The organism is Streptomyces sp. NPDC030798 (assembly GCF_055572275.1).
On sequence record NZ_JBVIDR010000001.1, the window covers coordinates 16,529 to 42,963 of the forward strand.

22 protein-coding genes are annotated in these 26,435 nt (G+C 73.9%); 11 read left to right on the forward strand and 11 right to left on the reverse strand.

Annotated features, from left to right (window positions below; translation table 11 throughout):
• Nucleotides 1–30 precede the first annotated feature (30 nt).
• On the forward strand, nt 31–1,971 hold the full coding sequence (locus ACZ404_RS00070; protein ID WP_468434975.1) for a glycosyltransferase family 2 protein: 1,941 nt from the start codon (nt 31–33) through the stop codon (nt 1,969–1,971).
• A 4-nt stretch (nt 1,972–1,975) separates the two neighbouring features.
• Nucleotides 1,976–2,569, forward strand: a complete 594-nt coding sequence (gene rfbC, locus ACZ404_RS00075; protein ID WP_468434976.1) for a dTDP-4-dehydrorhamnose 3,5-epimerase — start codon at nt 1,976–1,978, stop codon at nt 2,567–2,569.
• A gap of 12 nt (nt 2,570–2,581) precedes the next feature.
• On the opposite strand, the gene ACZ404_RS00080 is transcribed toward rfbC, so the two are convergent.
• The 6 genes from ACZ404_RS00080 to ACZ404_RS00105 form a co-directional block, all read right to left on the reverse strand.
• Nucleotides 2,582–3,385: a class I SAM-dependent methyltransferase gene (locus ACZ404_RS00080; protein WP_468434977.1), complete on the reverse strand. Its 804-nt coding sequence runs from the start codon at nt 3,383–3,385 to the stop codon at nt 2,582–2,584.
• The gene (gene rfbD, locus ACZ404_RS00085) at nt 3,382–4,248 is read right to left on the reverse strand and encodes a dTDP-4-dehydrorhamnose reductase (protein ID WP_468434978.1); all 867 of its coding nucleotides are present in this window, start codon (nt 4,246–4,248) and stop codon (nt 3,382–3,384) included. The genes ACZ404_RS00080 and rfbD overlap by 4 nt, the downstream gene beginning before the upstream one ends.
• Complete coding sequence (gene rfbB, locus ACZ404_RS00090; RefSeq protein WP_468434979.1) at nt 4,245–5,216, reverse strand: dTDP-glucose 4,6-dehydratase; 972 nt, start codon at nt 5,214–5,216, stop codon at nt 4,245–4,247. Before rfbB ends, rfbD begins: the two co-directional genes overlap by 4 nt.
• Nucleotides 5,213–6,280 (reverse strand): glucose-1-phosphate thymidylyltransferase, encoded by a 1,068-nt coding sequence (locus ACZ404_RS00095; RefSeq protein WP_468434980.1) that lies wholly within the window; start codon nt 6,278–6,280, stop codon nt 5,213–5,215. The genes rfbB and ACZ404_RS00095 overlap by 4 nt, the downstream gene beginning before the upstream one ends.
• A gap of 163 nt (nt 6,281–6,443) precedes the next feature.
• Complete coding sequence (locus ACZ404_RS00100; protein ID WP_468434981.1) at nt 6,444–6,629, reverse strand: hypothetical protein; 186 nt, start codon at nt 6,627–6,629, stop codon at nt 6,444–6,446.
• A gap of 128 nt (nt 6,630–6,757) precedes the next feature.
• Entirely contained in the window at nt 6,758–7,114 is a 357-nt protein-coding gene (locus ACZ404_RS00105; RefSeq protein WP_468434982.1) for a DUF6479 family protein, read from the reverse strand.
• Nucleotides 7,115–7,296: 182 nt separating this feature from the next.
• On the opposite strand from ACZ404_RS00105, the gene ctaD reads away from it, so the two are divergent.
• Complete coding sequence (gene ctaD / locus ACZ404_RS00110) at nt 7,297–8,961, forward strand: aa3-type cytochrome oxidase subunit I (protein ID WP_468435797.1); 1,665 nt, start codon at nt 7,297–7,299, stop codon at nt 8,959–8,961.
• Nucleotides 8,958–9,341: an aa3-type cytochrome oxidase subunit IV gene (gene ctaF, locus ACZ404_RS00115; protein WP_468434983.1), complete on the forward strand. Its 384-nt coding sequence runs from the start codon at nt 8,958–8,960 to the stop codon at nt 9,339–9,341. Before ctaD ends, ctaF begins: the two co-directional genes overlap by 4 nt.
• Here the strand turns inward: ctaF and qcrB are convergent.
• The 3 genes from qcrB to ACZ404_RS00130 all read right to left on the reverse strand — a co-directional run bounded on the left by qcrB (nt 9,277) and on the right by ACZ404_RS00130 (nt 13,910).
• The gene (gene qcrB, locus ACZ404_RS00120; RefSeq protein WP_468434984.1) at nt 9,277–10,809 is read right to left on the reverse strand and encodes a cytochrome bc1 complex cytochrome b subunit; all 1,533 of its coding nucleotides are present in this window, start codon (nt 10,807–10,809) and stop codon (nt 9,277–9,279) included. The two genes, ctaF and qcrB, sit on opposite strands and share 65 nt — an antisense overlap.
• Nucleotides 10,806–11,081: a hypothetical protein gene (locus ACZ404_RS00125; protein WP_468434985.1), complete on the reverse strand. Its 276-nt coding sequence runs from the start codon at nt 11,079–11,081 to the stop codon at nt 10,806–10,808. The genes qcrB and ACZ404_RS00125 overlap by 4 nt, the downstream gene beginning before the upstream one ends.
• Before the next feature lie 381 nt (nt 11,082–11,462).
• The gene (locus ACZ404_RS00130) at nt 11,463–13,910 is read right to left on the reverse strand and encodes a SpoIIE family protein phosphatase (RefSeq protein WP_468434986.1); all 2,448 of its coding nucleotides are present in this window, start codon (nt 13,908–13,910) and stop codon (nt 11,463–11,465) included.
• Nucleotides 13,911–14,107: 197 nt separating this feature from the next.
• Here ACZ404_RS00130 and lanKC point away from each other — a divergent pair, with 197 nt between their 5' ends.
• The 5 genes from lanKC to ACZ404_RS00155 all read left to right on the forward strand — a co-directional run bounded on the left by lanKC (nt 14,108) and on the right by ACZ404_RS00155 (nt 20,822).
• Entirely contained in the window at nt 14,108–16,798 is a 2,691-nt protein-coding gene (gene lanKC / locus ACZ404_RS00135; protein ID WP_468434987.1) for a class III lanthionine synthetase LanKC, read from the forward strand.
• Nucleotides 16,799–16,850: 52 nt separating this feature from the next.
• Nucleotides 16,851–16,964, forward strand: a complete 114-nt coding sequence (locus tag ACZ404_RS00140) for a SapB/AmfS family lanthipeptide (protein WP_391319395.1) — start codon at nt 16,851–16,853, stop codon at nt 16,962–16,964.
• Nucleotides 16,965–17,081: 117 nt separating this feature from the next.
• A complete protein-coding gene (locus tag ACZ404_RS00145; protein ID WP_468434988.1) occupies nt 17,082–18,839 on the forward strand; it encodes an ABC transporter ATP-binding protein in 1,758 nt (585 codons plus the stop codon).
• On the forward strand, nt 18,836–18,994 hold the full coding sequence (locus ACZ404_RS00150) for a hypothetical protein (protein ID WP_468434989.1): 159 nt from the start codon (nt 18,836–18,838) through the stop codon (nt 18,992–18,994). The genes ACZ404_RS00145 and ACZ404_RS00150 overlap by 4 nt, the downstream gene beginning before the upstream one ends.
• Before the next feature lie 121 nt (nt 18,995–19,115).
• The gene (locus tag ACZ404_RS00155) at nt 19,116–20,822 is read left to right on the forward strand and encodes an ATP-binding cassette domain-containing protein (RefSeq protein WP_468434990.1); all 1,707 of its coding nucleotides are present in this window, start codon (nt 19,116–19,118) and stop codon (nt 20,820–20,822) included.
• 7 nt (nt 20,823–20,829) lie between these two features.
• Here ACZ404_RS00155 and ACZ404_RS00160 read toward each other — a convergent pair whose 3' ends face one another.
• Nucleotides 20,830–21,438 carry a LuxR C-terminal-related transcriptional regulator gene (locus ACZ404_RS00160; RefSeq protein WP_468434991.1) on the reverse strand — a complete coding sequence of 203 codons (609 nt, stop codon included), beginning with the start codon at nt 21,436–21,438 and terminating at the stop codon, nt 20,830–20,832.
• Nucleotides 21,439–21,836: 398 nt separating this feature from the next.
• Between ACZ404_RS00160 and ACZ404_RS00165 the strand changes: the two genes are divergently transcribed.
• Nucleotides 21,837–23,984 (forward strand): SpoIIE family protein phosphatase, encoded by a 2,148-nt coding sequence (locus ACZ404_RS00165; protein WP_468435799.1) that lies wholly within the window; start codon nt 21,837–21,839, stop codon nt 23,982–23,984.
• Between the two features lie 141 nt (nt 23,985–24,125).
• Here ACZ404_RS00165 and ACZ404_RS00170 read toward each other — a convergent pair whose 3' ends face one another.
• A complete protein-coding gene (locus tag ACZ404_RS00170) occupies nt 24,126–25,526 on the reverse strand; it encodes a S1 family peptidase (protein WP_468435801.1) in 1,401 nt (466 codons plus the stop codon).
• A 657-nt stretch (nt 25,527–26,183) separates the two neighbouring features.
• Here ACZ404_RS00170 and ACZ404_RS00175 point away from each other — a divergent pair.
• Nucleotides 26,184–26,399, forward strand: coding sequence for a type A2 lantipeptide (locus tag ACZ404_RS00175; RefSeq protein WP_468434992.1), 216 nt, complete (start codon nt 26,184–26,186; stop codon nt 26,397–26,399).
• Nucleotides 26,400–26,435 lie beyond the last annotated feature (36 nt).

A 26,435-nucleotide genomic window follows, 5' to 3' on the forward strand; every position in this document is an offset into this window, starting at 1 on the left:
GAAAGCGAACCAAGGGGGCTTGGAAACCGGATGCCGGTCAAGGTCAGCGTCGTCGTACCCGTCTACAACCCCGGGCCGTACATCGAGGACTGCATCGCCTCGCTGCTGCGGCAGTCGCTGCCCCCCGACGCGTACGAAGTGATCTTCGTCGACGACGGCTCCACCGACGCCACTCCCGCCCGCCTCGACGCGCTCGCCGCCGAGCATCCGCACATCAGGGTGGTCCACCAGGAGAACTCGGGCTGGTCGGGCAAGCCGCGCAACGTCGGCATCGAGGCCGCCCGGGGCGAGTACGTGATGTTCGTCGACAACGACGACCGGCTCGGCGACGAGGCCCTGGAACGGATGTACGCGTACGGCGTCGCGCACGGGGCCGACGTGGTCGTCGGGAAGATGGCGGGCAAGGGCCGCCCGGTGCCGGTGGAGCTGTTCCGCCGCAACCGCCCGCACGCCACGGTGGCGAACGCCCCGCTGATCGACAGCCTCACCCCGCACAAGATGGTCCGGCGCTCCTTCCTGGACCGCACCGGGCTGCGCTTCCCGGAGGGCCGGCGGCGCCTGGAGGACCACGTCTTCGTCACCGAGGCGTATCTGCGCGCCGACAACGTGTCCGTGCTCGCCGACTACGTCTGCTACTACCACGTGGCCCGAGAGGACGCCTCCAACGCCGGGTTCCAGCGCTTCGACCCGGTCGGCTACTTCAAGAACCTGCGCGAGGCCCTGGACGTCGTCGAGCGGTACACCGAGCCGGGCCCGCTGCGCGACCGGCTGCTGCGCCGCTGGCTGCGGGTGGAGATGGTCGAGCGGATGACCGGGCGCCGGCTGCTGGCGATGCCGGACGACTACCGGCGCGAGCTGTTCCGGGAGATGCACGCGGTGGTCGTGGAGCGCTTCGGCCCCGGCGTCGCCCCCGGGCTGCGCCCCGGCCAGCGGATCACCGCCGCGCTGATCCGGGAGGACCGCTACGAGGACCTCGTCGCCTACGCCGAGTGGGAGGCCGGTGTGCGGCCCCGGGCCACGCCGACGGGCGTCGACTGGCACGAGGGGGCGCTGCGCGTGCGGTTCGACGCCGAGTACCACGACACGGACGGTCCGCTGACGGTGGACCCGGCCGGCCCCCGTCCGCCCGCCGACGGCGCGCCCGCCGGCCCGGACGAGGCGGCCGCCTGGCTGGCCGGGGCCGCCGACGACGGTTTCGGGGACGCGACCTGCGACCTGGTGCTGCGCGACCGGGAGACCGGGGCGTCCTTCTTCCAGCCGGTCGAGGTCGCCCGGGAGCGGGTCCCGGCCGCGGACGGCCGGAACCGGCTGGTGCTGCGGGGCACGGCCACGGTCGACCCCGCCGTCGCGGCGGGCGGCGACCCGCTCTCCGGCGGACTGTGGGACGCCCACGTCCGGGTCGTGCTGGGCGGCTGGACGAAGGAGTGCCGCCTGGGTCCCGCCCCGGCGCCCGGCCCCGCCCTGCCGACCGCCGGGATCGTCGCGGGCCGCGTGGTGCTGCCGTACTGGACGAAACAGCACCGCAACCTGTCCCTGGACGTGGACCGGGCCGTGAAGTCCCTCGGCCTGCACCGGCTGACCCCGGCCGACGCGGCGGTCTCCGACAGCGAGGTGCTCACCGTCGCGCTGCCGCTGTACGTGGCGGACAGCACCGAGGTCACGCTGCGGCTGACCGGCACCGCCACCGGGCGGAGGCTCGACCGGGCGGCCGTCCTCACCCCCGTCGACGGCGCCCACGCGCTGCTGGAGGCGGCGGTGCCGCTGCGCGAGGTGCGCAACGCCGTCTGGCGCACGGAGCTGCGGCCGCCCGGTGACCGCGGTCTCGTGCTGCCGCTGCTGCTGACAGCGGGCCGGGCGGACGTCCAGGTGACCCGCGCGGCGCCGCGCGGACTGCTGCGCCGGCTGGCGGGCCGCGCCCGGCGTGCGCTCGCCACCGTGCTCGGACGGACCACGACGACCGGAAAGGCCTGAGACAATGCGGGAGTTGGAGATAGCCGGCGCCTGGGTGCTGGAGCCCAAGGTGTTCCCGGACGAGCGGGGCAGCTTCCACGAGTGGTACCGGGGAGCGGAGTTCCGCGAGGCCACCGGGTACGACCTGGCGCTCGCCCAGGCCAACTGCTCGGTGTCCCGGCGGGGCGTGCTGCGCGGCGTCCACTTCGCCGACGTACCGCCCGGGCAGGCCAAGTACGTCACCTGTGTGCGCGGTGCCGTGCTGGACGTGGTGGTGGACATCCGGGTCGGCTCCCCCACCTTCGGGCGGTGGGAGGCGGTGCGGCTGGACGACGACACCCGGCACGCGGTGTTCCTCGCCGAGGGCCTCGGGCACGCCTTCATGGCGCTGACCGACGACGCCACCGTGGTGTACCTGTGCTCGGCCGGCTACGCGCCGGGACGCGAGCACGGGGTGCACCCCCTCGACCCGGCGCTCGGCATCGCCTGGCCCGAGGGCATCGAGCCGGTGCTGTCGGAGAAGGACGCCGCGGCGCCCACGCTCGCCGAGGCGGAGCGGTCCGGGCTGCTGCCCACCCACGCGGACTGCTCCGCCCACTACGAGCGGCTGCGCGGCTGAACCCGCGCGGGTTCAGCGGCTGACGGCGTACGGGGCCACCGCGCGGCGCAGCGGCTCCCAGCCGCGTGCGCGCCCGGTGCCCCGGTTGCGGGCGGCGACCAGCGGCTTCCAGAAGCCGGCCGCCAGGAACTCCTCCGGCTTGACGGCCGTGGTGCGCTCCAGGACCGACTCGGGGACCTTCTGCGGGTCGGGCACCTCGAACTCCGCGACGACGTCGTCGTACCGGTCCTTCAGGACGGTGTTGTCCGGGTCGGCGCCGAACACCACCAGCTGTCCGGTGGGCGCGGTGTCGACCAGGACCAGCGACAGGTCGGGACGGTGCCGGCCGAGGATCTCGATCAGCTTGTAGACGTCGCCGGTCCAGGCGTTGGTGTGCCGGTCCCGGGCCGCCTCGTCGACGTTGCGCGGCAGCATGTCGTCGAAGACGACGACGCTCGCCCAGTCCGCGTGCTTCTCGATGTTGATGAAGTCCCGCAGCGCGTACTCGAAGAGGTGCATGCCGTCGATGAACGACAGGTCCAGGGTGGTGCGGCGCCAGTAGCCGAACGGGCTGCGGTTGCGGGCGAGGTTGCGCAGCGGGTGCCGACCGCCCCGGAGGTGGGCGAGGGGGTTCTCGCGGGCGAAGAAGTCGTCGCTGGTGGCCTTCGCGAGGTGCACGTCGCAGCGGATCTCCGTGACCACCTTGAACGCGGGGTCGATCGCGATGCTGGGCACCCGGGACAGCGTCAGGCTGCGGCCGTCGTTGACGCCGATCTCCAGGTAGTTGCGGTTCGCGGTGACCTTGTGGAGCTCCCGCAGGAACTCGTGCCGTTTCACTGGGACATCTCCTTGCGGATGTGAGGCAGTGCTTCGTACAGGGCGGAGCGCCAGTCCCTCGGGGGTGCCAGACCGGCCTCCCGCCAGCGGGCGTGCCCGAGGGCGCTGTAGGCGGGGCGGGGCGCGGGCCGCGGAAAGGAGCGGCTGTCGGTCGGGCGTACCCGGCCGGGGTCGGCGCCGGCCAGCCGGAACACCTCACGGGCCAGCTCGTACCAGCTCGCCTCGCCGGAGTTGGTGGCGTGCAGGACGCCGTGCGCCTCGGTGCTGCCGAGGGCGGCGATCCGGGCGGCCACGTCGGCGCTCCAGGTGGGCTGCCCGCGCTGGTCGTCGACGACGTCCACGGTGTCCCGGCGCATCTCCAGCTCCAGCATGGTGCGCACGAAGTTGCGGCCATGGGCGCCGTACAGCCAGGCGGTGCGCAGCACCAGCGCCGCGCCCGGGAGTTCGGCGAGGACGGCTTGCTCCCCGGCGAGTTTGGTGCGGCCGTAGGCGGTGCGCGGGGCGGGCGGGTGGTCCTCGGGGTAGGGGGTGGCGCGGGTCTCGCCGGAGAAGACGTAGTCGGTGGAGACGTGGATCAGGCGGGCGCCGCGTGCGGCGCAGGCGCGGGCCAGCAGCCGGGGGCCGTCGCCGTTGACACGCAGGGCGCGGGCCTCGTCGGTCTCGGCGTCGTCCACGGCCGTGTAGGCGGCGCAGTTGACGACGACGTCGGGGCGGTGGGTGTCGAACGCCCGCCGCACGGCGGTGGGTTCGGTGATGTCGAGCGTCGTCCGGTCCAGGCCGGTGACGTCCTCGCCGCGTCCCCGCAGTTCCTGGACGGTGTCGTGGCCGAGCATGCCGCCCGCGCCGGTGACCAGCCATCTCATCGCGCGCTCCGCCGCTTCAGGGGCTCCCACCAGTCCCGGTGGTCCCGGTACCAGGCGACCGTCTCGGCGAGCCCGGTGGCGAAGTCACGGCCGGGCCGGTAGCCCAGTTCGTCGCGGGCCTTGCTCCAGTCGACGGAGTAGCGCAGGTCGTGCCCCTTGCGGTCGGGCACGTACGCGACCCGGTCCCAGCCGGCCCCGCACGCCTCGAGCAGCAATCCGGTCAGTTCCTTGTTGCTCAGCTCGGTGCCGCCGCCGATGTTGTAGACCTCACCGGGGCGGCCCCCGGTGCGCACCAGCTCGATGCCCCGGCAGTGGTCGTCGACGTGCAGCCAGTCGCGGACGTTGCGCCCGTCGCCGTAGAGCGGGACCGTCAGGCCGTCGAGGAGGTTGGTGACGAAGAGCGGGATCACCTTCTCCGGGAACTGGTGCGGGCCGTAGTTGTTGGAGCAGCGGGTGACCCGGACGTCGAGGCCGTGGGTGCGGTGCTGGGCGAGGGCGAGCAGGTCGGAGGAGGCCTTCGAGGCGGAGTAGGGCGAGTTGGGCGCGAGGGGGTGGGTCTCGGGCCAGGAGCCGGACTCGATGGAGCCGTAGACCTCGTCGGTGGAGACGTGCACGAACGGGCCGACGCCGTGCCGCAGGGCCGCGTCCAGCAGGGTCTGGGTGCCGACGACATTGGTGCGGACGAACTCGCCGGCCCCGTCGATCGACCGGTCGACGTGCGACTCGGCGGCGAAGTGCACGACCTGGTCGGCGTCCGTCATCAGCTTGTCGACCAGGCCGGCGTCGCAGATGTCGCCGTGCACGAAGTCGAGCCGGGGATGGCTCGCGGGGAGGTTGGTGAGTGTGCCGGCGTAGGTCAGCCGGTCCAGCACGGTGATGCGGGGGGCGTCCGGTGAGTCGTCGGCGAGGAGCATGCGGACGTAGTGGGAGCCGATGAACCCGGCGGCGCCGGTGACGAGGAGATTCATGAACGGATCTGCACCTTGCTGTGGTCTCCGAGGACGAGGCGGTGGGCACTGGGAACTCCGGCCGCCGGGGTGACCTCGACGTGCCGGCCGATCAGCGAGGACTCGATCCGGCCCACCCCGGCGATCGAGGAGTCCCGCAGCACGATGGAGAACTCGAGTTCGCTGTCCGTGATCCGGCAGTTCTCCGCGATGGAGGTGAAGGGCCCGACGTAGGAGTCGGTGACGACCGTTCCGGCTCCGATGACGGCCGGTCCGACGATCCGGGAGCCCACGATCCGCGCGCCCTCCTCGACCACGACGCGGCCGACGGTCTCGGAGGTCTCGTCCACCTCGCCGTCGATGCGCCGCTGCATGCCTTCCAGGACGGTCCGGTTGACCTCCAGCATGTCGTCGACGTTGCCGGTGTCCTTCCAGTAGCCCTGGATGACCGTGGAGCGCACGTCGGCCCGGTGGTCGATGAGGTGCTGCAGGGCGTGGGTGATCTCCAGCTCGCCCCGCCAGGAGGGCCGGATGGCGCGTACGGCGCGGTGGACGGCGGGCGTGAACAGGTAGACGCCGACGAGCGCGAGGTCGCTCTTGGGGTGCTCGGGCTTCTCCTCCAGGCCGATCACCTGGCCGTCCGGGTCGAGTTCGGCGACGCCGAAGGCGCGCGGGTCGGGGACGCGGGTGAGCAGGATCTGGGCGTCGGGGCGGGTGGCGCGGAACTCCTCGACCAGGGTGCGGATGCCGCCGACGACGAAGTTGTCCCCGAGGTACATGACGAAGTCGTCGTCGCCGAGGAACTCGCGGGCGATCAGCACCGCGTGGGCGAGCCCGAGGGGGCGCTCCTGGGGTATGTAGGTGACGTCGAGGCCGAACTTGGAGCCGTCGCCGACGGCTTCCTCGATCTCCGCCGCGGTGTCGCCGACGATCATGCCGACCTCGGTGATGCCCGCGTCGGCGAGGGACTCCAAGCCGTAGAACAGCACGGGCTTGTTGGCCACCGGCACGAGCTGTTTCGCCGATGTGTGGGTGATCGGCCGCAGTCGGGTGCCGGAACCACCGGAGAGCACCAGAGCCTTCATTGGCCATACCTTAACGGCGATCGACCGGATCCGGCCCGGGTTTGTCATACCGGCTTGTTCATGCCGGTTTGTCACGCCGGTTCTTCACGGCGGCTCCGGGGTTCCGGCAGGCTCTGGTTCCCGGTTCACTCGCGGACGGTGTCGCTGTGCGGTTCCCCGCCGTTCAGTCCTCGCCCCGCACGATGTTGCCCTCCGGGTCCGCCCAGGCGTCCGGCTGGGCATCCCGGTCGAGTACGGCCGGCAGACAGGTGCGCATGCGCTTGCCCCGCCCTCGGGGAGCCTTCTCCCAGCCCGTCCCGGTGTGGGGCACGGCGGGCTTGTCGCTGGTCTGCGCGGTCACGGCGCTCATCTTCCTTCTGCTCCCCGGGGCCGGTCCGGCGGCTGCTGCGGCGCCTGTCGCGACCCGTGTCCGGTGTGTGCCTGCCCGGGTCCCCGCACCGCGGGGCACGCAAACCCGGGCACGGCGGGCGGGACCGCTCAGGTGCGGCCGCCGCCCCCGCCCCCGAAGGACCCGCTGGAACCGGGCGACCAGCGCGGGCGGCGCTGGTCGTCGGCCCGCTTGGTGCCGACGTTGCCGAGCTGGTGGGGGGTGAGCCGTTCGCTCTCGTCGGTGGCCCGGGGCACCTCGTGGGGCTCCCGGATCTCCTGGCTCTCGTGGACCGGGCCGGAGGGCGGCAGCTTCGGGTGCTCGTGGGGGCGGGGAGTCGCCGGTTCGCGCCCGCGCACCCGCATGCCCAGCCGGACCGCCCACACCAGGCCGGCGGTGATGGCGACGCCGGCGACGAGGATGAGGACGTATCCGAACACCTGACCGCCCGCGGCTGCTTCGTACATGGCAGTGTCCATGGTCGCCGGGTACCCGGGGGCACGCGGCGGATGCCTCACGGGCTCCGGTTCGGCCGATCGGCCGATCGGCGCAGCGGGCGGCGGGCCCGGGGTGGGCGTGCAGGGCGTGGCGCGGATGGGCCCGCGGCCGTACGGGGGTAGCGTCGCCCGCGATGACCGAAACACCCGACATGTCAGGGATCAGGGAGATCAGCGCCCGGTACACGACTCCTGCCCCACCGCCGGGCCGGGCCCTGCTGCGCTGGATCTCCACGACCGACCACAAGGTGATCGGGCGCCTCTACATGGTCACGGCGTTCTCCTTCTTCCTGCTGGCCGGGCTGCTGGCCATGGGCATGCGCGCCGAGCTGGCCCGGCCGGGGCTGCAGGTGCTGAGCAAGCACGGCTACGACCAGTTCGTCACCATCCACGGCACGATCATGATGCTGCTGTTCGCGACGCCGATGTTCGCCGGGTTCACCAACGCGGTCATGCCGCTGCAGATCGGCGCGCCGGACGTGGCCTTCCCGCGGCTGAACGCGCTGTCGTACTGGATGTACCTGTTCGGCGGGCTGATGGTGGTGTCCGGGTTCCTGGTTCCGGGCGGTGCGGCGGCCTTCGGCTGGTTCGCGTACGCGCCGCTGAACAGTGCCTACTACTCCCCCGGCGCGGGCGGTGACCTGTGGGTGATGGGGCTGGTGGTGACCGGTGTGTCGACGACGCTGGGCGCGGTCAACTTCATCGCGACCATCATGTGCCTGCGCGCGCCGGGCCTGACCATGTTCCGGATGCCGATCTTCACCTGGAACGTGCTGTTCACCTCGATCCTGGTCCTGCCGGCCTTCCCGGTGCTCGCGGCGGCCCTGCTGGCACTGGAGGCGGACAGGAAGTTCGGGGCACACGTGTTCGATGCGGCGAACGGCGGCGCGCTGCTGTGGCAGCACCTGTTCTGGTTCTTCGGGCATCCCGAGGTGTACATCGTGGCTCTGCCGTTCTTCGGGATCGTCTCGGAGATCCTGCCGGTGTTCTCCCGCAAGCCGCTCTGGGGCTATGTGCCGATGATCGGGGCGACGATCGCGATCACCATGCTGTCGGCGGTGGTGTGGGCGCACCACATGTTCGCGACCGGCGCGGTGCTGCTGCCGTTCTTCTCGATCATGTCGTTCCTGATCGCGGTGCCCACGGGCATCAAGTTCTTCGCGTGGATCGGGACGATGGTCAACGGGTCGCTGTCGTTCGAGACGCCGATGCTGTGGTCGATGGGCTTCCTGGTGTCGTTCCTGCTGGGCGGACTGAGCGGGGTGCTGATCGCCTCGCCGCCGCTGGACTTCCATCTGACCGACTCGTACTTCATCGTGGCGCACCTGCACTACGTGCTGTTCGGCACGGTGGTGTTCGCGATGTTCGCCGGGTTCTACTTCTGGTGGCCGAAGTTCACCGGGAAGATGCTCGACGAGCGGCTCGGCAAGGTGCACTTCTGGCTGCTGTTCCCCGCCTTCCAGCTGACCTTCCTGGTGCAGCACTGGCTCGGCGAGGAGGGCATGCCCCGCCGGTACGCGGACTACCTGCCCGCCGACGGCTTCACGCTGCTCAACACCCTGTCGTCGGTGGGCGCATTCCTGCTGGGCGCCTCCACCCTGCCGTTCCTCTACAACGTCTGGCGCACCCGCAGCAGGGGCGAGCGGGTCACCGAGGACGATCCGTGGGGGTGGGGGCGGGGTTTGGAGTGGGCGACGTCCTGCCCGCCGCCGCGGCACAACTTCGTGGCGCTGCCCCGGGTGCGGTCGGAATCGCCGGCCTTCGACCTGCACCATCCCGAGGTGGAGAGCCCGCCCGGGGAGGAGATCGTGCGATGAAGGCGGAAGCGATCCTGTTCGGCGGCGTGGCGCTGTTCTTCGCCGGGTCCGCCGCGCTGTACGGGGTGTGGTCGGGAGAGGAGGCGGGCACGGCCGCGCTGGTGGTCGCGTTCGCGATGGCGGCGCTGATCTCCTTCTTCTGCCTGATCCAGTACCGGCGCCGGGGCACCCGGGCCCAGGACCGCAGCGACGCGGAGATCGCGGACGCGGCCGGGCCCGTGGCGTTCTTCCCGGACGAGAGCGTGTGGCCGATCGTCACCGCGCTCGGTTTCGCGGTGACGGCCGGCGGCGTGGTCTACGGGCTGTGGCTGTTCCTCATCGGTCTGGCCGTTCTGGCGCGCGGGGTGTTCGGGATGGTGTTCCAGTTCGCGCACCGGTGAGCGGCCTGCGCGGGGCGCCCGGCCGGAACGACTCGACGGGCTCGTGATCGGTGTCGTAGCCGCCGGTGACGCTCTGTTTGATCTCGCCGGTGGGCACGCCCTCGGCGAGGCGCTCGTTCTCCGCCTCGGTCAGCGCCCGGCACACCCACCGGGTGACCAGGAAGGCCAGAAGGGGCGCCACGACGAACGCGACCCTCAGCACCCAGGTGATGGCGTTGACGGAGACGTGGAAGGTCTGGGCGAGGACGTCGTTGCCGCCGGCCAGCAGCAGGACGCCGTACCAGACCGTGCCCGCCACGCCGATGCCGGTGCGGACGGGGCGCTCGCGCGGCCGGTCGCACAGATGCTGCTCGCGCAGCCACTCCCCGGTCAGGCGCTGCTCGACGAACGGGTAGGCGTAGAGCACGGCGAACAGCAGGGCGGGCAGCACAACGGCCGGGAGCAGCGCGTTCCACATGAGGGTGTGCCCGGCGACGTTCGTCTCCCATGCCGGCATCAGCCGCAGCGAGCCCTCCAGGAAGCCGACGTACCAGTCGGGCTGGGAGGCGGTGGAGGCCTGGTCCGGGCGGTAGGGGCCGTACGTCCAGATCGGGTTGATCTGGGCGACGCCCGCGAGCAGCACCAGGACGCCGAAGACGGTGAGGGACAGGCCGACGGAGGAGGCGGTGAACTGCGGGAACAGGGGCTTGCCGACGACGTTGCGGTGGGTGCGGCCGGGGCCGCGCCACTGGGTGTGCTTGAGGTGGAACACCAGGAACAGGTGCACGGTGACCAGGGCGATGAGGGCGCCGGGCAGCAGCAGGATGTGCACCGGGTAGAGCCGGGTGATGATCTCGTGGCCCGGGTACTGGCCGCCGAAGACGAAGAAGGCGAGGTAGGTGCCCACCACCGGGATGGAGAGCATGATGCCCTGGGCGATGCGCAGCCCGGTCCCGGAGAGCAGGTCGTCGGGGAGCGAGTAGCCGGCGAAGCCCTCGGCGAGGGCGAGCGCGAAAAGGGTGACCCCGATGATCCAGTTGAGTTCGCGGGGGCGGCGGAAGGCGCCGGTGAAGAAGATCCGGAGCATGTGCAGGCCGATCGCGGCGACGAAGACCAGCGCGGCCCAGTGGTGGGTCTGGCGCATCAGCAGTCCGCCGCGCACGTCGAAGCTGATGCGCAGGGTGGAGTCGTAGGCCGCCGACACGCGGATGCCGCGCAGGGGGACGTAGGAGCCGTCGTAGACGACCTCGCCCATGTCCGGGCGGAAGAAGAAGGTCAGCCACACGCCGGTCAGGATCAGCAGGAGGAGGCTGTAGAGCGCGATCTCGCCCAGCAGGAAGGCCCAGTGCTCGGGGAACGCCTTGCGCAGCAGGGAGCCGGCCTCGGCGACCGGCAGCCGGGCGTCCAGGGTGTCGGCGGCCCTGGCGGCGCGGTGCCCCGCGGCGGAGCCGCCGTCGGCGGATGCCGCGTCCGGGTCACCCCGCCTCACGTGTCCTCCGGTCTCGCCGCCGCCCGTTCCACCTCGGACTCGATCTCGGCCCGGGGCCGCCCGGTCTCCTTGGCGTACTCGCTCACCGCCGTCTGCACGTCCCGGGCCAGGTCGCGCCAGGCGCGCAGGGCGGTCTCGTAGGTGCCCGACTGGGCGCCCGTCATCCGCCGATCGGCGGGCGGTCCGTAGGCGTCCCGCAGGTCCTCCACCGTGGTGTGGGCCGCGTCGGCCGCGCGCTGCTTCTGCACCAGTTCTTCGAAGGTGTGTGCCACATCAACCGACCCTAGGCACGGGCGCCCGGCCCCGCCTCTCCACACCGCCACGAAGCACCCGAGTGGAGGCCAAAGGACCGCTCCCACCTGCCCCGCCACGACGGCCACCGGACGACCCCGGCCACGCACCCCCGTCGGCGGCACACGAACGCGACCGCCGCCCGCCGGGCACCACCCGCAGGCCGCGCGCCACGGCCACCCACCGGCCCCACCGCACGCGCATGCCACGGACGAGCGGGCACCCGCCGCCGCCGCGAGGTGCGCGGGGGCGGCCGTCCGTCGGTCGGGAACCCACGGGGCGACCCGCCACGTCCGCACGGGCGGCCGGACGCGCCCCCCTCCCCCGCACAACTCCCGGCCGCCGCCCGCCGCGAAGCGCACTCAGGTGTGGGGGGTCAGTTCTGCCCAGACCTGTTTGCCGCCGCTGACCGGTACCGTTCCCCAGGCCGCCGACACCGCCTCGACCAGCAGGATTCCGCGGCCGCCGGTGGCCTCCCAGCCGATGTGGGTGGGCTTGAACGGGGTGCGGGGCGAGGCGTCGGCGACGGCGAGCCGCAGCCGGTGGTTGACCAGGCTGAGGTCGAGGCGGACCTGGCCGTCGGTGTGCACCAGGGCGTTGGTGACCAGCTCGGACACCACGAGCAGGGCCGCGTCGAGGGTGTCCTGCGGCACGCCCCAGGTGCGCAGGGTGCGCCGGGCGAAGCGGCGGGCGTGCCGGGCGGCCTCGGGCACCCGCCACACGGTCCAGCTCTCGCGCAGCGGCCGTACCGCCATACCGTCGTAGCGCACCAGCAGCAGCGCCACGTCGTCGCTGCGGTGCGCCCCGGTGAGCAGCGTGTCCGCGACCAGACCCAGGTGGCCGGGGTCGGCGGCGGCCAGCTCGCGGGCGAGGCGGTCCATGCCCACGTCGATGTCCTCGTCGGCGGACTCCACCAGCCCGTCGGTGGTGAGCGCGAGGACGGTGCCGGGCTGCAGCCGCAGCGGGGTCATCGGGAACTCGGCCCCGGTGAGCACGCCGAGCGGCGGACCGCCCTCGGTCGTGACGATCTCGGTGCTGCCGTCCGGATGGCGCAGCACCGGCGGCAGGTGCCCGGCGCGCACGCACCAGGCGGTGCCCTGCTCCATGTCCACGTCGACGTAGGCGCAGGTGGCGAAGAGGTCGGTCTCCATGTCGAGCAGCAGCCGGTTGGCGTGCGCGACGACGACGTCCGGCGCGTGGCCCTCGGCGGCGTACGCGCGCAGCGCGGTGCGCATCTGGCCCATGAGGGTGGCGGCGCCCGCGTTGTGGCCCTGCACGTCGCCGATGACGAAGGCCACGTGGTTGTCGGCGAGCTGGATCACGTCGTACCAGTCGCCGCCGACCTCGAGCCCGGCCGTGGTGGGCAGATAGCGGGCGACGGCGACCGCGCCGGGCAGCCGGGGCAGCCGGCGCGGCAGCAGGGTGCGCTGGAGCATGCCGACGAGTTCGTGCTCGGCGTCGAAGGCGTGGGCCCGGAGCAGCGCCTGTCCGGCGAGGGCCGCGCAGGCGGTGAGCAGGGCGCGCTCGTCGGGGGCGAACTCGTGCGGCTGGTCCCAGCCGATCAGGCAGGCCCCGGCCATGCGGCCGCCGGCGGGCAGCGGCAGCACGGCGAGGCCGCCGGGGCCGACCTCGGCGAGGGCGGGCTCCAGCGGGGTGCCGGCGGGCCAGATGCGGGAGCGGCCCTCGCGCAGGGCGGCACCGAGCGTGGGCATGGCGCGCACCGGCGCGTCGGGCCATTCGGTGCGCCACTCGCTGCGCCACAGCTCGGGCCACGCCTCGGGTTCGGGCGGGTCGAGGACGGTGACGACAAGGCGGTCGTTCTCCAGTTCGGCCAGGGCGATACGGTCGGCCCGCAGGGGTTTGCGCAGGGCGGCCACGACGGCCTGCCCGACGTCCTTGACGGTTCCGGCGGTGGCCAGGGCGGCGGCCAGGCGCTGGACGCGGGCCACGTCGGTGACGTCGGAGCGCAGCGTGGAGGCGTCGGCGACGGTGCCGACGAGCCGGGCCGGGCGGCCCTCCCCGCCGGGCAGCAGCCGGCCGCGCAGCCGCAGCCACTTGGGCGGGCCGGAGGGCTGCAGGATGCGGAACTCCAGTTCGCGGTCGCCGATGGACATGTGGTCGGCCTCGACCACCGACATCAGCGCGGGCAGGTCCTCGGGCACGGTGAGGCCGAGCAGCGTCTCCACCCGGCCGTCGAACTCCTCCCGGCCGATACCGAACAGCCGCAGGATGCCGTCGCCCACCTCGACCCGGCCGGTGTCCATGGCGAGGCTGAAGGCGTCGGGCGGCAGTTCCCCGGTGTCGGCGGCCGGGCCGGCCGGGGCGGGCACGTCGACCACCCGGGCGATCAGTTCCAGGCAGGCCCGGTCGTCGCTGCCGAAGCCGCCCGGGTGCTCGCTGACGGCGAGCAGGCAGCCGCGGCCGGGCGGGCCGAGCGGCAGGGCGGCCAGGGAGAAGTCCGGGGACGGCGTGCGGCGCGACTCGGGGCAGGCGGCCAGTTCCTGGGGGCTGCGCCACACCGCCCGCCCGGTGCGGTGCGCCTCGGCGACCGGGGAGCTGCTCGTCGCCGGGTAGCCGTCGCGCAGGCCGTACAGGGTGCGGGGCAGACCGGCCGACTCGGCCAGCCGCAGCACCCCGGGGTCGTCGCCGGGCGTGTACACCCCGGCGAACGCGGCTCCTGCGAACACGAGTGCCTGTTCCAGGACGCGGCGCAGCCGGTCGGGGGACGCGGGTGCGGCGGTCAGGGTCGCGAGGGCAACTTCGGCACGCTCCGTTCTCGTTCTGCGCACCGCAGCACCCTCACTGGCCACTTGGCCATTACAGCGCGTATGAGCCGCCCGCGCAGCCCCTGTGACGGCTCCGGGCGCGGCGCGGGGCCCCGCGGGCTCGAACGTTGCCGAACACATCTTTACGCGTGCGTTCCGCACGGTGTTCTCGTGACAGCCGTGACTGTCCGCACCCGTGCGCCTCCTGACAGTGTCGGGGTGGGCCACAGAGAGGGAGGGGCATGGACAAGCGGTACGAGGTGTACGCGCTCGCCGACGGGCACTTCTACGACACGCCCGACCGGCTCTCGGCGGACGGCGCCGAGCCGGCGCCGCTGTATCCGACGGCGCGCCGCACGGTTCCGGACGGCTGGCACGCGGCGCGCACCGGCGACTGGCTGACGCTGACCCCGCTGGGCGCGGACGGCGCGCCGCTGGAGTCGCCGGCCCAGGGCTGGAAGATCCACTCCTCGGCCACGGCGGACAACGCGGAGCGCATCGCGGGGATCGTGTGGGACTACTGCGTGCCGCGCCGCATTCCGTTCAAGTTCGTGCCCGGCCCGCACCTGCTGCACCTGCGGAACGCCAAGTACGCGGGCCGCGACACCAGCGGCAAGTTCGTCACCGTGTACCCGGCCGACGAGGAGCAGTTGCACCGGGTGCTGCGCGAACTCGGCGCGTTGCTCGAGGGGTTGGCGGGCCCGTACATCCTGACCGACCTGCGCTGGGGGGAGGGTCCGCTCTACGTCCGCTACGGCGCCTTCGCCCGCCGGTACGTCGTCGACGAGCGCGGCTCGCTGGTCCTGGCGGTGGCCGACGGCGAGGGGCGCCTGGTGCCGGACCGCAGGGACCCGTCGTTCCAGGTGCCGGAGTGGGTGACGCTGCCGGAGTTCCTCGAGCCGCACCTGCGGGCCCGCAACACCACGACGGTGGGCGACCTGCCGTACCGCATCGAGAAGGCGCTGCACTTCTCCAACGGCGGCGGGGTCTACGCCGGCACCGATCTGCGGGACGGGCGCCGGGTGGTGCTGAAGGAGGGGCGCCCGCACGCGGGGCTGGCCGCCGACGGGGCGGACGCGGTGGCCCGGCTGGAGCGGGAGAAGGCCGCCCTGGAGCGGGTCGCCGGCACCGGGGTGGTGCCCGAGGTGCGGGACTGGTTCACGCTGGGCGAGCACCGGTTCCTGGTGATGGACTTCCTGGAGGGCCGGACGCTCAACTCCTTCTTCGCCGAACGGCATCCGCTGCTCACCCCCGACCCCGACCCGGCGAAGGTGGCCGCGTACACCGCGTGGGCGCTGCGCATCCACCGGGCGGTGGAGCGCGCGGTGGAGGCGGTGCACGCGCGCGGGCTGGTCTTCAACGACCTGCACGTCTTCAACGTCATGGTCGCCCCTGACGAGGAGACGGTGCACCTCATCGACTTCGAGGCGGCCGCACCGGCGGCGGAGAACGGCCGGCAGACCGTCGCCCACCCCGGCTTCTTCGCCCCGCCGGACCGCAGGGGCAAGGACGTCGACCGGTACGCACTGGCCTGTCTGCGCCTGGCCCTGTTCCTGCCGGTGACCACGCTGTTCGTCGTGGACCGCGGGAAGGCCGCGCATCTGGCCGAGGTGATCGCCGAGCAGTTCCCGGACGTGCCGCGCGCCTTCCTGGACGAGGCGGTCGCCGAGATCACCCGGGACACCGCGGGCGGCCCGGCCCGGCGCGCGTCCGCGCCCCCGGTGGTGCCGGGCGACTGGCCCTACAGCCGGGACTCGATGGTCAAGGCGATCCTCGCCTCCGCGACTCCCGAGCGCGACGACCGGCTCTTCCCCGGCGACATCGCCCAGTTCTCCGACGGCGGCGGACTCGGCCTCGCGCACGGCGCCGCCGGAGTGCTCTACGCACTGGACGCCTGTGGCGCCGGCCGGTACGACGAGGGCGAACGCTGGCTGCTGCGCCACACCGTCCCGCCGCCCCCGGGCACCCCGCTCGGCCTGTACGACGGGCTCGCGGGCGTCGCCCTGGTCCTCGACCGGCTCGGCCACCGGCAGCGCGCCCTGGACCTGCTCGACGGCATCCTGCGGGAGAACTGGCACAGCCTGTCCTCCGACCTGCACGGCGGTCTCGCCGGACTGGGCCTGGTTCTGGACCACCTGGCGGCCACGACCGGCGAACCCCGGCTGCGCGAGTGCGCGGCGCAGGCCGCCGACATCCTCGTACGGCGTCTCGCCGAACCGGTCCCGGACACGACCCGGCGGCGGGCCGGGCTGCTGCGGGGCGCGAGCGGACCCGCGCTGTTCCTGCTGCGGCGCCACGCCGCGACGGGCGACGCCCGCATGGCCGTGGCCGCCGCCGAGGCACTCCGCCGGGACCTGGCCGCTTGCGTCGTGCAGGAGGCGGGCGGCGGCCTGGAGGTCGACGAGGGCTGGCGGACGCTGCCCTACCTCGGTGACGGCAGCGTGGGGATCGGGCTGGTCCTCGACGACTACCTGGCGCAGGCGGGTCCCGGCGGCGCGGCGTTCCGCGCGCTCGCCCGGGCGGCGGACGACGGCCGGGAGCCGGTGCTCCTCACGCACGCGGCCGACGCGGTACCGGAGTTCGAGCAGGCCCGCGCCGGTATCCTCACCGCCGCCACCTCCCGCTTCTACGCGCAGCCCGGCCTCTTCCAGGGTCGCGCCGGCATGGTCCTGCACCTGGCCCGCAGCGGCGCACCGGGCGCCGGGCGGGAGCGGCTGGAGCAGCAGATCGCCGGGCTCGGCTGGTTCGCGATGGCCTATCAGGGCCAACTCGCCTTCCCCGGGCACCAGATGATGCGGCTCTCCATGGACCTCGCCACCGGAACGGCAGGCTGCCTGCTCGCCCTCGCGGCGGCACTCGACGCCGAGGCCGGCGCTCACCTGCCCTTCCTCCCGCCGCCACCGGCGGCCCCCGCACGCGGCTCCGCGAACTGACGGAGTCGTGACTCAACCCCCGTCCCCAATCAAGGGAAAGGACAACATCACCATGGCACTTCTCGACCTGCAGACCCTCGAGTCCGACGAGCACACCCACACGGGCGCCAGCACCGCGAGCCTGCTGTCCTGCGTCTCGGCGGCGAGCGTTCTGCTCTGTCTCTGACCGAGCCGATGCGCTCACGGCTCCGGGCAGCCCTCTCCCTCGCGGGGAGGGGCTGTCCGGGGCCTTCCCGTTCGCTCCGACCGGGGCACCCCCATCCCGAGGCGAGGCCCGCTGCCGATGACGACTCGTTCCGACACCGCCCCCGAGGCCGTGGTGCCCCGCGGCCGTGACGCGCTGTCCCGGGCCGTGGTGCGGCACGGCGGGGTGCGCTGCGCCGTGCTGTGCGCCGTGAGCGCGGGTGCCACCGGCGCCGCGCTGCTGCTGCCCGCCGTGCTCGGCCGGACGCTGGACCTGCTGCTGGCGCGGGCCCCGGCGGGCCGCTGGGTGCTCGGCTGCGCGGGGCTGGTGCTGCTGCTGGCGGTGTTGGACGGCTGCGCGGGCGTCGTCACCGGGACGGTCGACGCGAGGTCCACGGCATGGCTGCGCCACCGGGTCGTCGGGCACGTGCTCGGCGTGGGCCCGCGCGCGGGCGCGCGGTTCGGCGCCGGGGATCTGGTGGCACGGCTGGTGGGCGGCGCGGCCCAGGCCGGGACCGCGCCGGGGGCGCGGGCCGCGCTGGTCGCGGCGCTGGCCGGGCCGGTGGGGGGTGTGGTGGCGCTCGGCCTCATCGATCCCTGGCTCGCCTCGGTGTTCCTGGCCGGGGCACCCGTGCTCGCGCTGCTGCTGCGGGCGTTCACCCGTGACACCTCGGCCTGTGCGGCCGACTACCAGCGGGTGCAGGGCCGTATCGCCGCCGCGCTCGCCGAGGCCGTCGGCGGCCACCGCACCGTCCGCGCGGCGGGCGCCGAGGAGCGGGAGACGGCACGTGTCCTCGCGCCGCTGCCCGAGCTGTCCCGGGCCGGGCACCGCATGTGGCGGGTGCAGGGCCGGGCCGCCGCGCAGGCGGTCACCGTGGCGCCGCTGCTGAATCTGGCCGTGGTCGCGGTGGCCGGGCTGCTGCTCGCCCGGCACCGGATCACGGTCGGCGAGGTGCTGGCCGCCTCCCGGTACGCGGTGCTCGCGGCCGGCGTCGGCGTGCTGGTCGGGCAGTTGGCGGCGCTCTCCCGGGCGCGCGCGGCGACCGGGCGGCTCGCCGAGGTGCTGGCCGAGCCGGCGCCCGCGTACGGCTCCCGGCCGCTGCCGCCCGGCCCCGGGCGGCTGGAGTTGCGGGGCGTGACGGCCCGGCGTGGCGGGCGGACCGTCCTGGACGGTGTCGACCTGGTCGTCCCCGGCGGCACGACCCTTGCCGTCGTCGGGCGGTCCGGCACCGGCAAGTCCCTGCTCGCTCAGGTGGCGGGCCGGCTGACCGACCCGGACGCGGGCGAGGTCCTCCTCGACGGCGTCCCGCTGCGCGAGCTCGGCCACGCCGATCTGCGTCGCGCGGTCGCCTACGCCTTCGAGCGGCCCGCCCTGCTCGGCGGCACCGTCGAGGGCACGATCGCGTTCGGTCTCGCCGCCCCCGCCGCCTCCCGCGTCCGGTCGGCCGCGCGCGCCGCGTGCGCCGACGCCTACGTCCGCCGGCTGCCCGACGGCTACGCCACCCGCTGTGCCGACGCGCCCCGCTCCGGCGGGGAGTCGCAGCGTCTGGGCCTGGCCCGCGCCTTCGCCCACGGCGGCCGGCTGCTGATCCTGGATGACGCCCTCTCCAGCCTGGACACGGTCACCGAGCACCAGATCACCGAGTCCCTGCTCGCCCCGGGCGCGGGCCCCACCCGCCTGCTCATCGCCCACCGCTCGGCCACCGCGGCCCGCGCCGACGCGGTCGCCTGGCTGGACGGCGGCCGCGTACGAGCGGTGGGCCGCCACGCCGACCTGTGGCGGGACCCCGAATACCGGGCGGTGTTCGGCGAAGCCCCCGAGCCCACGCCCCCGGCCGACAAGGAGGCCCGCCGGTGACACTGCGGATGCAGGCACCGCGGTTTCTGCGGGCCCGGTGGCGCATGCGGCCGGTGGGCCGCCACGCCGACCTGTGGCGGGACCCCGAATACCGGGCGGTGTTCGGCCAAGCTCCCGAGCCCACGCCCCCGGCCGACAAGGAGGCCCGCCGGTGACACTGCGAAGGCAGGGACCGCGGGCACGGCGGCCGGTGAGCCACGGCGGGACCCCGAGCGCCGGACGGTGCCCCGGGAAAGCGCCCCGAGCCCACGCCCCCGCCCAGAAGGAGGCCCGCCGGTGACACTGCGGAAGCAGGCGCTGCGGTTTCTGCGGGCCCGGTGGCGGGTGCTGCTGCGGCTCGGCGGCTGGTCGGTGCTGGAGGCGGGCCAGACCTTTCTGCTCGGTCACGCGCTCGCGCGGGCGCTGGACGCCGGGTTCCTGGCCGGCCGGACCGGCTCCGGGCTGCTGTGGCTGGGGGCGGCCGGACTGGCGGTGTGCGCGGGTGCGTACGGGACCGGGCGGGTGTACGGCGTGGTCGCCGCGCTGGTGGAGCCGGCCCGGGACCGGCTGGTGAAGCGGGTGGTCGCGCGCGGGGTGCGGGAGGCGGACGCCGGGACGCTGTCCGGGCTCACGCAGCAGGTGGAGCTCGCCCGGGACACCCTCGCCGGGCTCGTGCTGGTCTCCCGTTCCTTCCTGTTCACCACGGCCGGCGCACTGATCGGCCTGTTCTCGCTGTCCCCCGTCCTGCTGACGGTCGTCCTTCCGCCGCTGCTGGCCGGGGTGGGCCTGTTCGCGGCAACCCTGCCTCCACTGGCCCGGCGGCAGGAGGCCTTCCTCGCCGCCGACGAGGCGCTCGCCGAGGACCTGGGTGCGGTGTGCCCGGGGCTGCGGGACATCACGGCCGCCGGCGCCGAGGCCCAAGTGGCCGCCAGTACGGGGAAGTTGATCGCCGCAGAGGAGCGAGCGGCACGTGCCTCGGCTCGCTGGAGCGTGGCCCGGGTGGCCGCGCTGGCGGTGGGCGGCGAGTTGCCCGTGGTGCTGCTGCTCATCGCCGCGCCCCGGCTGCTCGACCACGGCGTCACCCCGGGCGCCCTGGTCGGCGCCCTCGCCTATGTCACGCAGTCCCTGCTCCCCGCCCTGCAGAACCTCATCCACGGCCTCGGCACCAGCGGCTCGCGGCTCACGGTGGTGCTGCGCCGCCTGTCCCCGCCGGCCACGCGGGCCGAGGCAGCCCCCAGCATGCCCGCAACCGCGCCCGCGCCGGCCCCGGCGTCCGCCCCCGCCCTCACCCTCTCCCGCGTCACCTTCGCCTACGGCCCCGCGAGCGAACCCGTCCTCGACGGGCTGAGCCTCACCGTGCCGGCGGGCACGCACCTCGCCGTCGTCGGCCCGAGCGGGATCGGCAAGTCGACGCTCACCGGGCTGGTCGCGGGGCTGCTGGAGCCGGCCCAGGGCGTGATCCGGGTGTACGGGCGGGACGTGCCCGGGCCGGAGGCGTCGGCCCTGCGGGTGCTGATCCCGCAGGAGGCATACGTCCATGGCGGCACCCTCGCCGAGAACCTGGGCCTCTTCCGCCGGGACCCGGTGCCCGAGGCGGAGCTGCTGGCCGCGGCGGAGGCGGTGGGGCTGAGCCCGCTGTTGGAGGCGCTGGGCGGGCCCGGCGGGCGGGTGGACCCGGCCGCGCTGTCGGCCGGCGAGCGGCAGCTCGTCGCGCTGGCCCGGGCCTGGCTGTCCCCCGCGCCGCTGGCCCTGCTCGACGAGGCGACCTGCCATCTCGACCCGGCGGCGGAGGCCCGGGCCGAGCGGGCCTTCGCGGCACGCCCCGGCGGCACCCTGGTGGTGGTCGCGCACCGCATCAGCTCCGCGCGCCGCGCCGACCGGGTGCTGGTGCTGGACGGGCCGCGCACCGCCTGCGGCACCCACGAGGAGCTGCTGCGGACCTCGGCCCTCTACCGGGACCTGGTCGGCGACTGGACGCCCCGGCCGGCCACGCCGGTGCGGTGAGCGGCGGTCACAGCCAGCCCTCGCCCCGGGAGATCCGGATCGCGTCGATGCGGTTGCGCGCCCCGGTCTTGCGGGTGATCGCCGCCATGTAGTTGCGCACCGTGCCGTGGGACAGGTGCAGGCGTCCGGCGATCTCCGCGACGGACGCCCCGTCGGCCGCCAAGGTCAGCACGCTCAGCTCGCGCCGGGTCAGCGGCATCTGCGCAGCCTTCAGGAAACCGAAGCCGAGCGAGGCATCGACGAAACGTTCCCTCTCGGCGACGGAGCGGATCGCGCGCACCAGACGGTCCGGTGAGCCGGCCTTGTCGACGAAGCCGAGCGCGCCCGCCTCGGCCGCCCGCTTCAGCAGGCCCGGCCTGCTGGCACTGGCGAGCACCACCAGCGCCGGCGGCCGGCCCCCGGTGCCGGGCGGGCACAGGTCGCCCAGTGGCGGCACCCCGGGCCCGTCACCTCGCTCCAGATCGGCCGCGCACACGTCCGGGCATAAGGAACGCACCCGTGCGGACGCGCCGCGCCACGGCGTGTCGTCCACGTGCAGACCGGGTTCCCGCCGCAGCCATTCGGCCAGTACCGATCTCACCAGACACGCGTCGTGCACCAGAAGTACCCGGATCACTGCCCGCCCCTCCCGTCGGCCGTCCGTCGCCGTGCATCGCCGTACCCCCGTCGGCCGGCCGCATCGCCGTGAGCCCCGTCAACAGGGTGTGCCGCCGTAGCCCCGCCACCGGGTGGTGAGCGCGTGCCCCATTCTTGGGCGCCGTCACCGCTCGCGGGCGCGAAGATCCGGCCATCAAGGTGCGCGGGGGCGCACACAGGGCGCCCGTACGCCGCCCCGCGCTTCCGGTGCGGGGGCATGGGACCGGCCGGACGGGGTATCCGTACGGTTTCGCCGCCACGGGACTCGTGCGCAGGTCAGCGGTGCCACCGGGCGCGCGGGAGCGGCCCTCGCCGTGCGCCGGGCGTCCCCACGAGGGAGCCTTGACCCCGGGATGCGACGCGCGGCCGTACGAGGAGGTGGTCGGCGTGTCAGACGGGGCAGGGTCCGGACAGGCGCCGGCGGCCGGCGCGGTGAGGGACGGCCTGCCGCTGCTGTCGCTGGCGCTGGCGGGCATGCTCGAGGAGGTGCACGCGCACTCCGGCGCGGTCTATCTGCTCCACCCCGAGGAGCCGGTCCTGGAGATGGCGGTGATGGCCGGCATGCCCCGGGCGTTCGCGGCACCCTGGGAGCGAGTGGGACTCAGCGCGCCGATCCCCGTCGCGGACGCGGCCCGGGAGCGGCGCCTGGTGTGGGTGGGCGGCGAGGAGGAGATGGCGCGCCGCTATCCGCGGATCGCGGTGGTGCTGCCGTACCCGTTCGCGCTGGCCGCGCTGCCGGTGGCGACGGCGGACACCGTGTACGGCGCCGTGTTCGTGACCTGGCCCGGCTCGCATCCGCCGGAGCTGTCGGACCGGGAGCGCGAGTGTCTGACGGCCGGCTGCGACCGGCTGGCGCTGCGGCTGGCGCGAGCCGCCAGGGAGAACCAGCCGCTGGGCCCCGAGGCCGACCTGCTGGCGGCGCCGGTGTCCGGCGTGTCGGGCACCCTGGGGTCGGTGGAGGCGGCGCGGATGGTGGCCCGGCTGCCCTACGGCCTGATCTCGCTGGACCTGCACGGCCGGATCGCCTTCGCCAACCCGGCTGCCGCCGAGCTGCTCGGCCGGCCCGCCGGGGAGCTGCTGGGCACGCTGCCGTGGGTGTCGGTGCCGTGGCTGAACGACCCGATGTACGAGGACCGGTACCGGGCCGCGCTGATCAGCCAGCACGTGACCTCGTTCGTGGCGCTGCGGCCGCCGGGCCAGTGGCTGTCGTTCCGGCTGTATCCGAGCACGACGGGGCTGAGCGTGCGGATCAGCCGGGCGCGGGCGGTGGCGGAGATGGGGCGGTCGGCGCCGCAGTCGGGGTCCGGGCCCTCGCGGCTGGTGACCATCTCGCAGGTGCTGAGCCTGGCCGGGGCGCTGACGGAGGCGGTGGGGGTGCAGGACGTGGTGCAGCTCGTCGCCGACGAGGTGGCCCCGGCGGTGGGCAGTCAGGGGCTGGTGATCCTCGGTTCCCGGGGCGGCCGGCTGCACGTGCTGGGGCACCGCGGGTATCCGGACCCGGAGCTGGTGGAGCGGTTCGACGGGCTGCCGCTGACCGAGCGCACGCCGGGTACGCATGCCCTGAACAGCGGGGTGCCGGCCTTCTTCGACTCGCGGGAGCAACTGGAGCGGCTGTATCCCGACCGGTTCTGGAACACGCCGTTCGCGGCCTGGGCGTATCTGCCGCTGATCGCGTCCGGGCGGCCGGTGGGCACGTGCGTGCTGGCCTACACGGAGCCGCATGTCTTCCCGGCCGACGAGCGGGCGGTGCTCACCAGCCTCGGCGGGCTGATCGCGCAGGCGCTGGAGCGGGCGCAGCTGTACGACGCCAAGCACGGGCTGGCGCAGGGGCTGCAGGAGTCGCTGCTGCCGCACTCGCTGGCGCCGCTGCCGGGCATCGAGGCGGCCGCCCGCTATCTGCCGGCGACTCAGGGGATGGAGATCGGCGGCGACTTCTACGACCTGGTGCCGAGCGGGCCGCTGGCGGCGGCGGTGATCGGGGACGTGCAGGGGCACAACGTGACGGCGGCGGCGCTGATGGGGCAGATCCGCACGGGAGTGCGGGCGTACACGACGGTGGGTCAGGCGCCGCAGGAGGTGATGCGCAGCACCAACCGGCTGCTCATCGACCTCGGCGCGGAGCTGTTCGCGAGCTGTCTGTACCTGCGGCTGGACCCGGCGCGGGGCCGGGCGGTGATGGCGCGCGCCGGGCACCCGCCGCCCCTGCTCCGCCGCCCGGACGGACGGGTGCGCGTCCTGGACCTGGCCGGTGGCCCCCTCCTGGGCATCGACGCGTCGGCCACGTACCCGACCACCGAGGTCTCCCTCGCCCCCGGCTCGGTCCTCGCCCTTTACACCGACGGCCTGGTGGAATCCCCCGGCATCGACATCGAGGATTCTTTGATCGACCTCGGCGCCCTCCTCGCGGAATCCGGCGACCAGCCCCTGGAAGCCCTCGCCGACGAACTCGTCCGCCACAGCGCGGCGGCCCGCGAGCGGGTGGACGACGTGGCGGTACTGCTGCTGCGGGCACGGGAGGAGGGGTGAGGTGCCGGGCCGGGACGGCGGATCGAGGGCAACGGCCGTGGTCCGGCCCTCCCGCCGGAGGGCCGGACCGTCCCTGCCGGCCGGAACCGCTGTGGGCCGGTCAGGGAGTCTCGGAGTGGGTGAACGCCGGGGAGCGGCCCGTCAGTTGGAGCCGTCGACCGAGGAGCCGTCGCCCGTGCCGGACTGGTCGCCCGTGCCCGCCTGGTCGCCGGCGCCGCTCTGGTCACCGGCCGTGGCGGACGGGTCGGCGGCGCCGCTCTGGTCACCCGCACCCGCCTGGTCACCCGCACCGGCACCCGACTGGTCGCCCGCGCCCGCCTGGTCACCCGCACCGGCACCCGACTGGTCGCCGGCACCCGCCTGGTCACCGGCGCCTGCGCCGGACTGGTCGCCGGCGCCGTTGCCTCCGTCGCCCAGGGTGGCGCCCGTGGCCTGGAGGGCGGCGGTGACCGGCTGGAAGAAGGTCTCGCCGCCGCTGGTGCAGTCGCCGCTGCCACCGGAGGTGAGGCCGACCGCGCCGCCGTCCTGGGTGAACAGCGAGCCGCCGCTGTCCCCGGCCTCGGCGCAGACGTTGGTCTGAATGAGGCCGTTGACGGTGTCGACGCCGTTCGGGTCGGTCTCGCTCTGGAAGTTGACGGTGGCGTCGAGGCCGGTCACCTGGCCGTTGTGGAGTCCGGTGGTGGAGCCCATCCGGAACACTGTCTCACCGACGGTGGCGTCCGCGGCCTGGGTGATCTGCACGGTCTGCCCGTTGCCGGCGTTGACCTCGCTCGGCGCCTGCGTGGTGGCGTCGTTGTACTTCACGAGGGAGAAGTCGCTGCCCGGGAAGGTGGCCTGGTCGACCGTGGCGATCGGCTGCCCGGTCTCGGAGTCGGACCAGTCCTTCGCGGCGACGCCGCAGTGACCGGCCGTCAGGAAGGCGGGGCTGCCGTCGGAGGCGGTGACGTTGAAGCCGAGGGAGCAGCGCACGCTGCCGCCCTGCACCTGGGAGAAGATGGCGTCGCCGCCGGAGACGAAGGTCTTGAAGGTACCGGCGGACTTCTTCAGCGTCGCCATGCCCGAGCCGAGGCCCTGCACCGTCGACTGCAGCCGGTTCCACTTGGCGCCGGTCACGGTGGAGTCGGCGCTGACCACGACCTTGTTGGTGCGCGGGTCGATGGCCCAGGCGGTGCCGGGGATGGTCGCCTTGGTCTTCAGCGTCTTCGCGGCGGCCTTGAGGTCGGCGGTGCTGTTCTTGACCTGGCGGACGGCCGCACCCGCCTTCTTCGCCTGCACGATCACATTGCTGTCACCGCTGACGACGTTCACGACCAGTTGCTGCCGCGAGCTGTCGTAGTACGACCCGGCGAGGGCGTCACCGAGCGCCTTCTGCAGCTGGGCGGCGAGGTCCGAGGCGTCCGCGGCCTTCAGGGTCTTCGCGGTGCCGGCGGCACCCGCGGCCTGGTCCTTGTCCTGGGACGCGTTGGCGTTGGGCAGCAGGAGGGCCGCCGCTCCGAGCGCCGCGACACCGCCCACCGCTATCGCGGCCTTGCGCTTGGGCATTCGCTTGTGACTCAACTTCTCGACCTCCTGGGTACGGGGGTCTGCCGCTGTCGGGCAGTCGTTGGGGGGCGCCTGGATGGCTGTAGGTACGGGAGGTTCAGGCGGTGCGTTCAATTCCGCTTGGCAACTTCCGCCGCACGACGGGGAATCGGCCAGGGGCGGTTCCTTTGCGCCAGAGTGCCGCCACGCCCCGCGGAACGCTCGACACGGTCAGCTACCGATCAGTAACGGTCGGTTCCCCACACGTACCGGAATCCTTGCTTCAGGGAATCTGCACATCGAATGCCCAAGCGGGTCACCGCCGCCCGCGGATCTGCACAACCGCGCGCCCCCCGGCACGCCTTTGGCGCCGAGTGCCGGATTTTCGCGGGCCCGGGCAAGGGTGCGGATGCGCCGATGCCGTGCGGCATGTGAAGGAGTCGCCGACATGCCGTGCGCACACCTGCACGGTTGCACCGGTGCGTGGACCAAATCGCCTGGTGAGAGGCCTGGTTGATTGGAAGCCCGCGCCGCGTGCGTGCTTTGATCCATCGCACCGCAGGGCTCGCCCCGGGGTCCCGGAGACGGGTGCCCGGCGCCCGCGGTCGCGGCCGTCCGTCTGTCCCCAGAGGGGGCCGCTCCCCCCTTGTGAATATCCATACGAAGGGAAGTTCCACCATGAACTCCACCCCCCAGGTCGAGACCGTCGAGATCTCGGACGCCGAGCTGGACAACGTCTCCGGCGGCCTCTCCCTGAACGCCCTCAACACCGTGACCGGTGCCGTCAACGGCGTCGCCCCGGTCTCCGGCCTGGCCGACACGGCCATCGGCACGGTCGAGGGTGTCACCGGCCTGAACACCCAGCCGGTCACCAACCTGGTCGCCGGTCTCTGATCGCACCGGCGTCGCCGACGAGTCCCGGAGCCGTCC

What these genes read in the sequence shown, in the direction of transcription:
- ACZ404_RS00145 (WP_468434988.1), top strand. Translation starts at nt 17,082, where the DNA reads ATGACGACTCGTTCCGACACCGCCCCCGAGGCCGTGGTGCCCCGCGGC.
- ctaF (WP_468434983.1), top strand. Translation starts at nt 8,958, where the DNA reads ATGAAGGCGGAAGCGATCCTGTTCGGCGGCGTGGCGCTGTTCTTCGCC.
- ACZ404_RS00140 (WP_391319395.1), top strand. Translation starts at nt 16,851, where the DNA reads ATGGCACTTCTCGACCTGCAGACCCTCGAGTCCGACGAGCACACCCAC.
- rfbB (WP_468434979.1), bottom strand. Translation starts at nt 5,216, where the DNA reads ATGAATCTCCTCGTCACCGGCGCCGCCGGGTTCATCGGCTCCCACTAC.
- lanKC (WP_468434987.1), top strand. Translation starts at nt 14,108, where the DNA reads ATGGACAAGCGGTACGAGGTGTACGCGCTCGCCGACGGGCACTTCTAC.
- ctaD (WP_468435797.1), top strand. Translation starts at nt 7,297, where the DNA reads ATGTCAGGGATCAGGGAGATCAGCGCCCGGTACACGACTCCTGCCCCA.
- rfbD (WP_468434978.1), bottom strand. Translation starts at nt 4,248, where the DNA reads ATGAGATGGCTGGTCACCGGCGCGGGCGGCATGCTCGGCCACGACACC.
- rfbC (WP_468434976.1), top strand. Translation starts at nt 1,976, where the DNA reads ATGCGGGAGTTGGAGATAGCCGGCGCCTGGGTGCTGGAGCCCAAGGTG.
- ACZ404_RS00175 (WP_468434992.1), top strand. Translation starts at nt 26,184, where the DNA reads ATGAACTCCACCCCCCAGGTCGAGACCGTCGAGATCTCGGACGCCGAG.
- ACZ404_RS00105 (WP_468434982.1), bottom strand. Translation starts at nt 7,114, where the DNA reads ATGTACGAAGCAGCCGCGGGCGGTCAGGTGTTCGGATACGTCCTCATC.
- ACZ404_RS00095 (WP_468434980.1), bottom strand. Translation starts at nt 6,280, where the DNA reads ATGAAGGCTCTGGTGCTCTCCGGTGGTTCCGGCACCCGACTGCGGCCG.
- ACZ404_RS00100 (WP_468434981.1), bottom strand. Translation starts at nt 6,629, where the DNA reads ATGAGCGCCGTGACCGCGCAGACCAGCGACAAGCCCGCCGTGCCCCAC.
- ACZ404_RS00070 (WP_468434975.1), top strand. Translation starts at nt 31, where the DNA reads ATGCCGGTCAAGGTCAGCGTCGTCGTACCCGTCTACAACCCCGGGCCG.
- ACZ404_RS00170 (WP_468435801.1), bottom strand. Translation starts at nt 25,526, where the DNA reads ATGCCCAAGCGCAAGGCCGCGATAGCGGTGGGCGGTGTCGCGGCGCTC.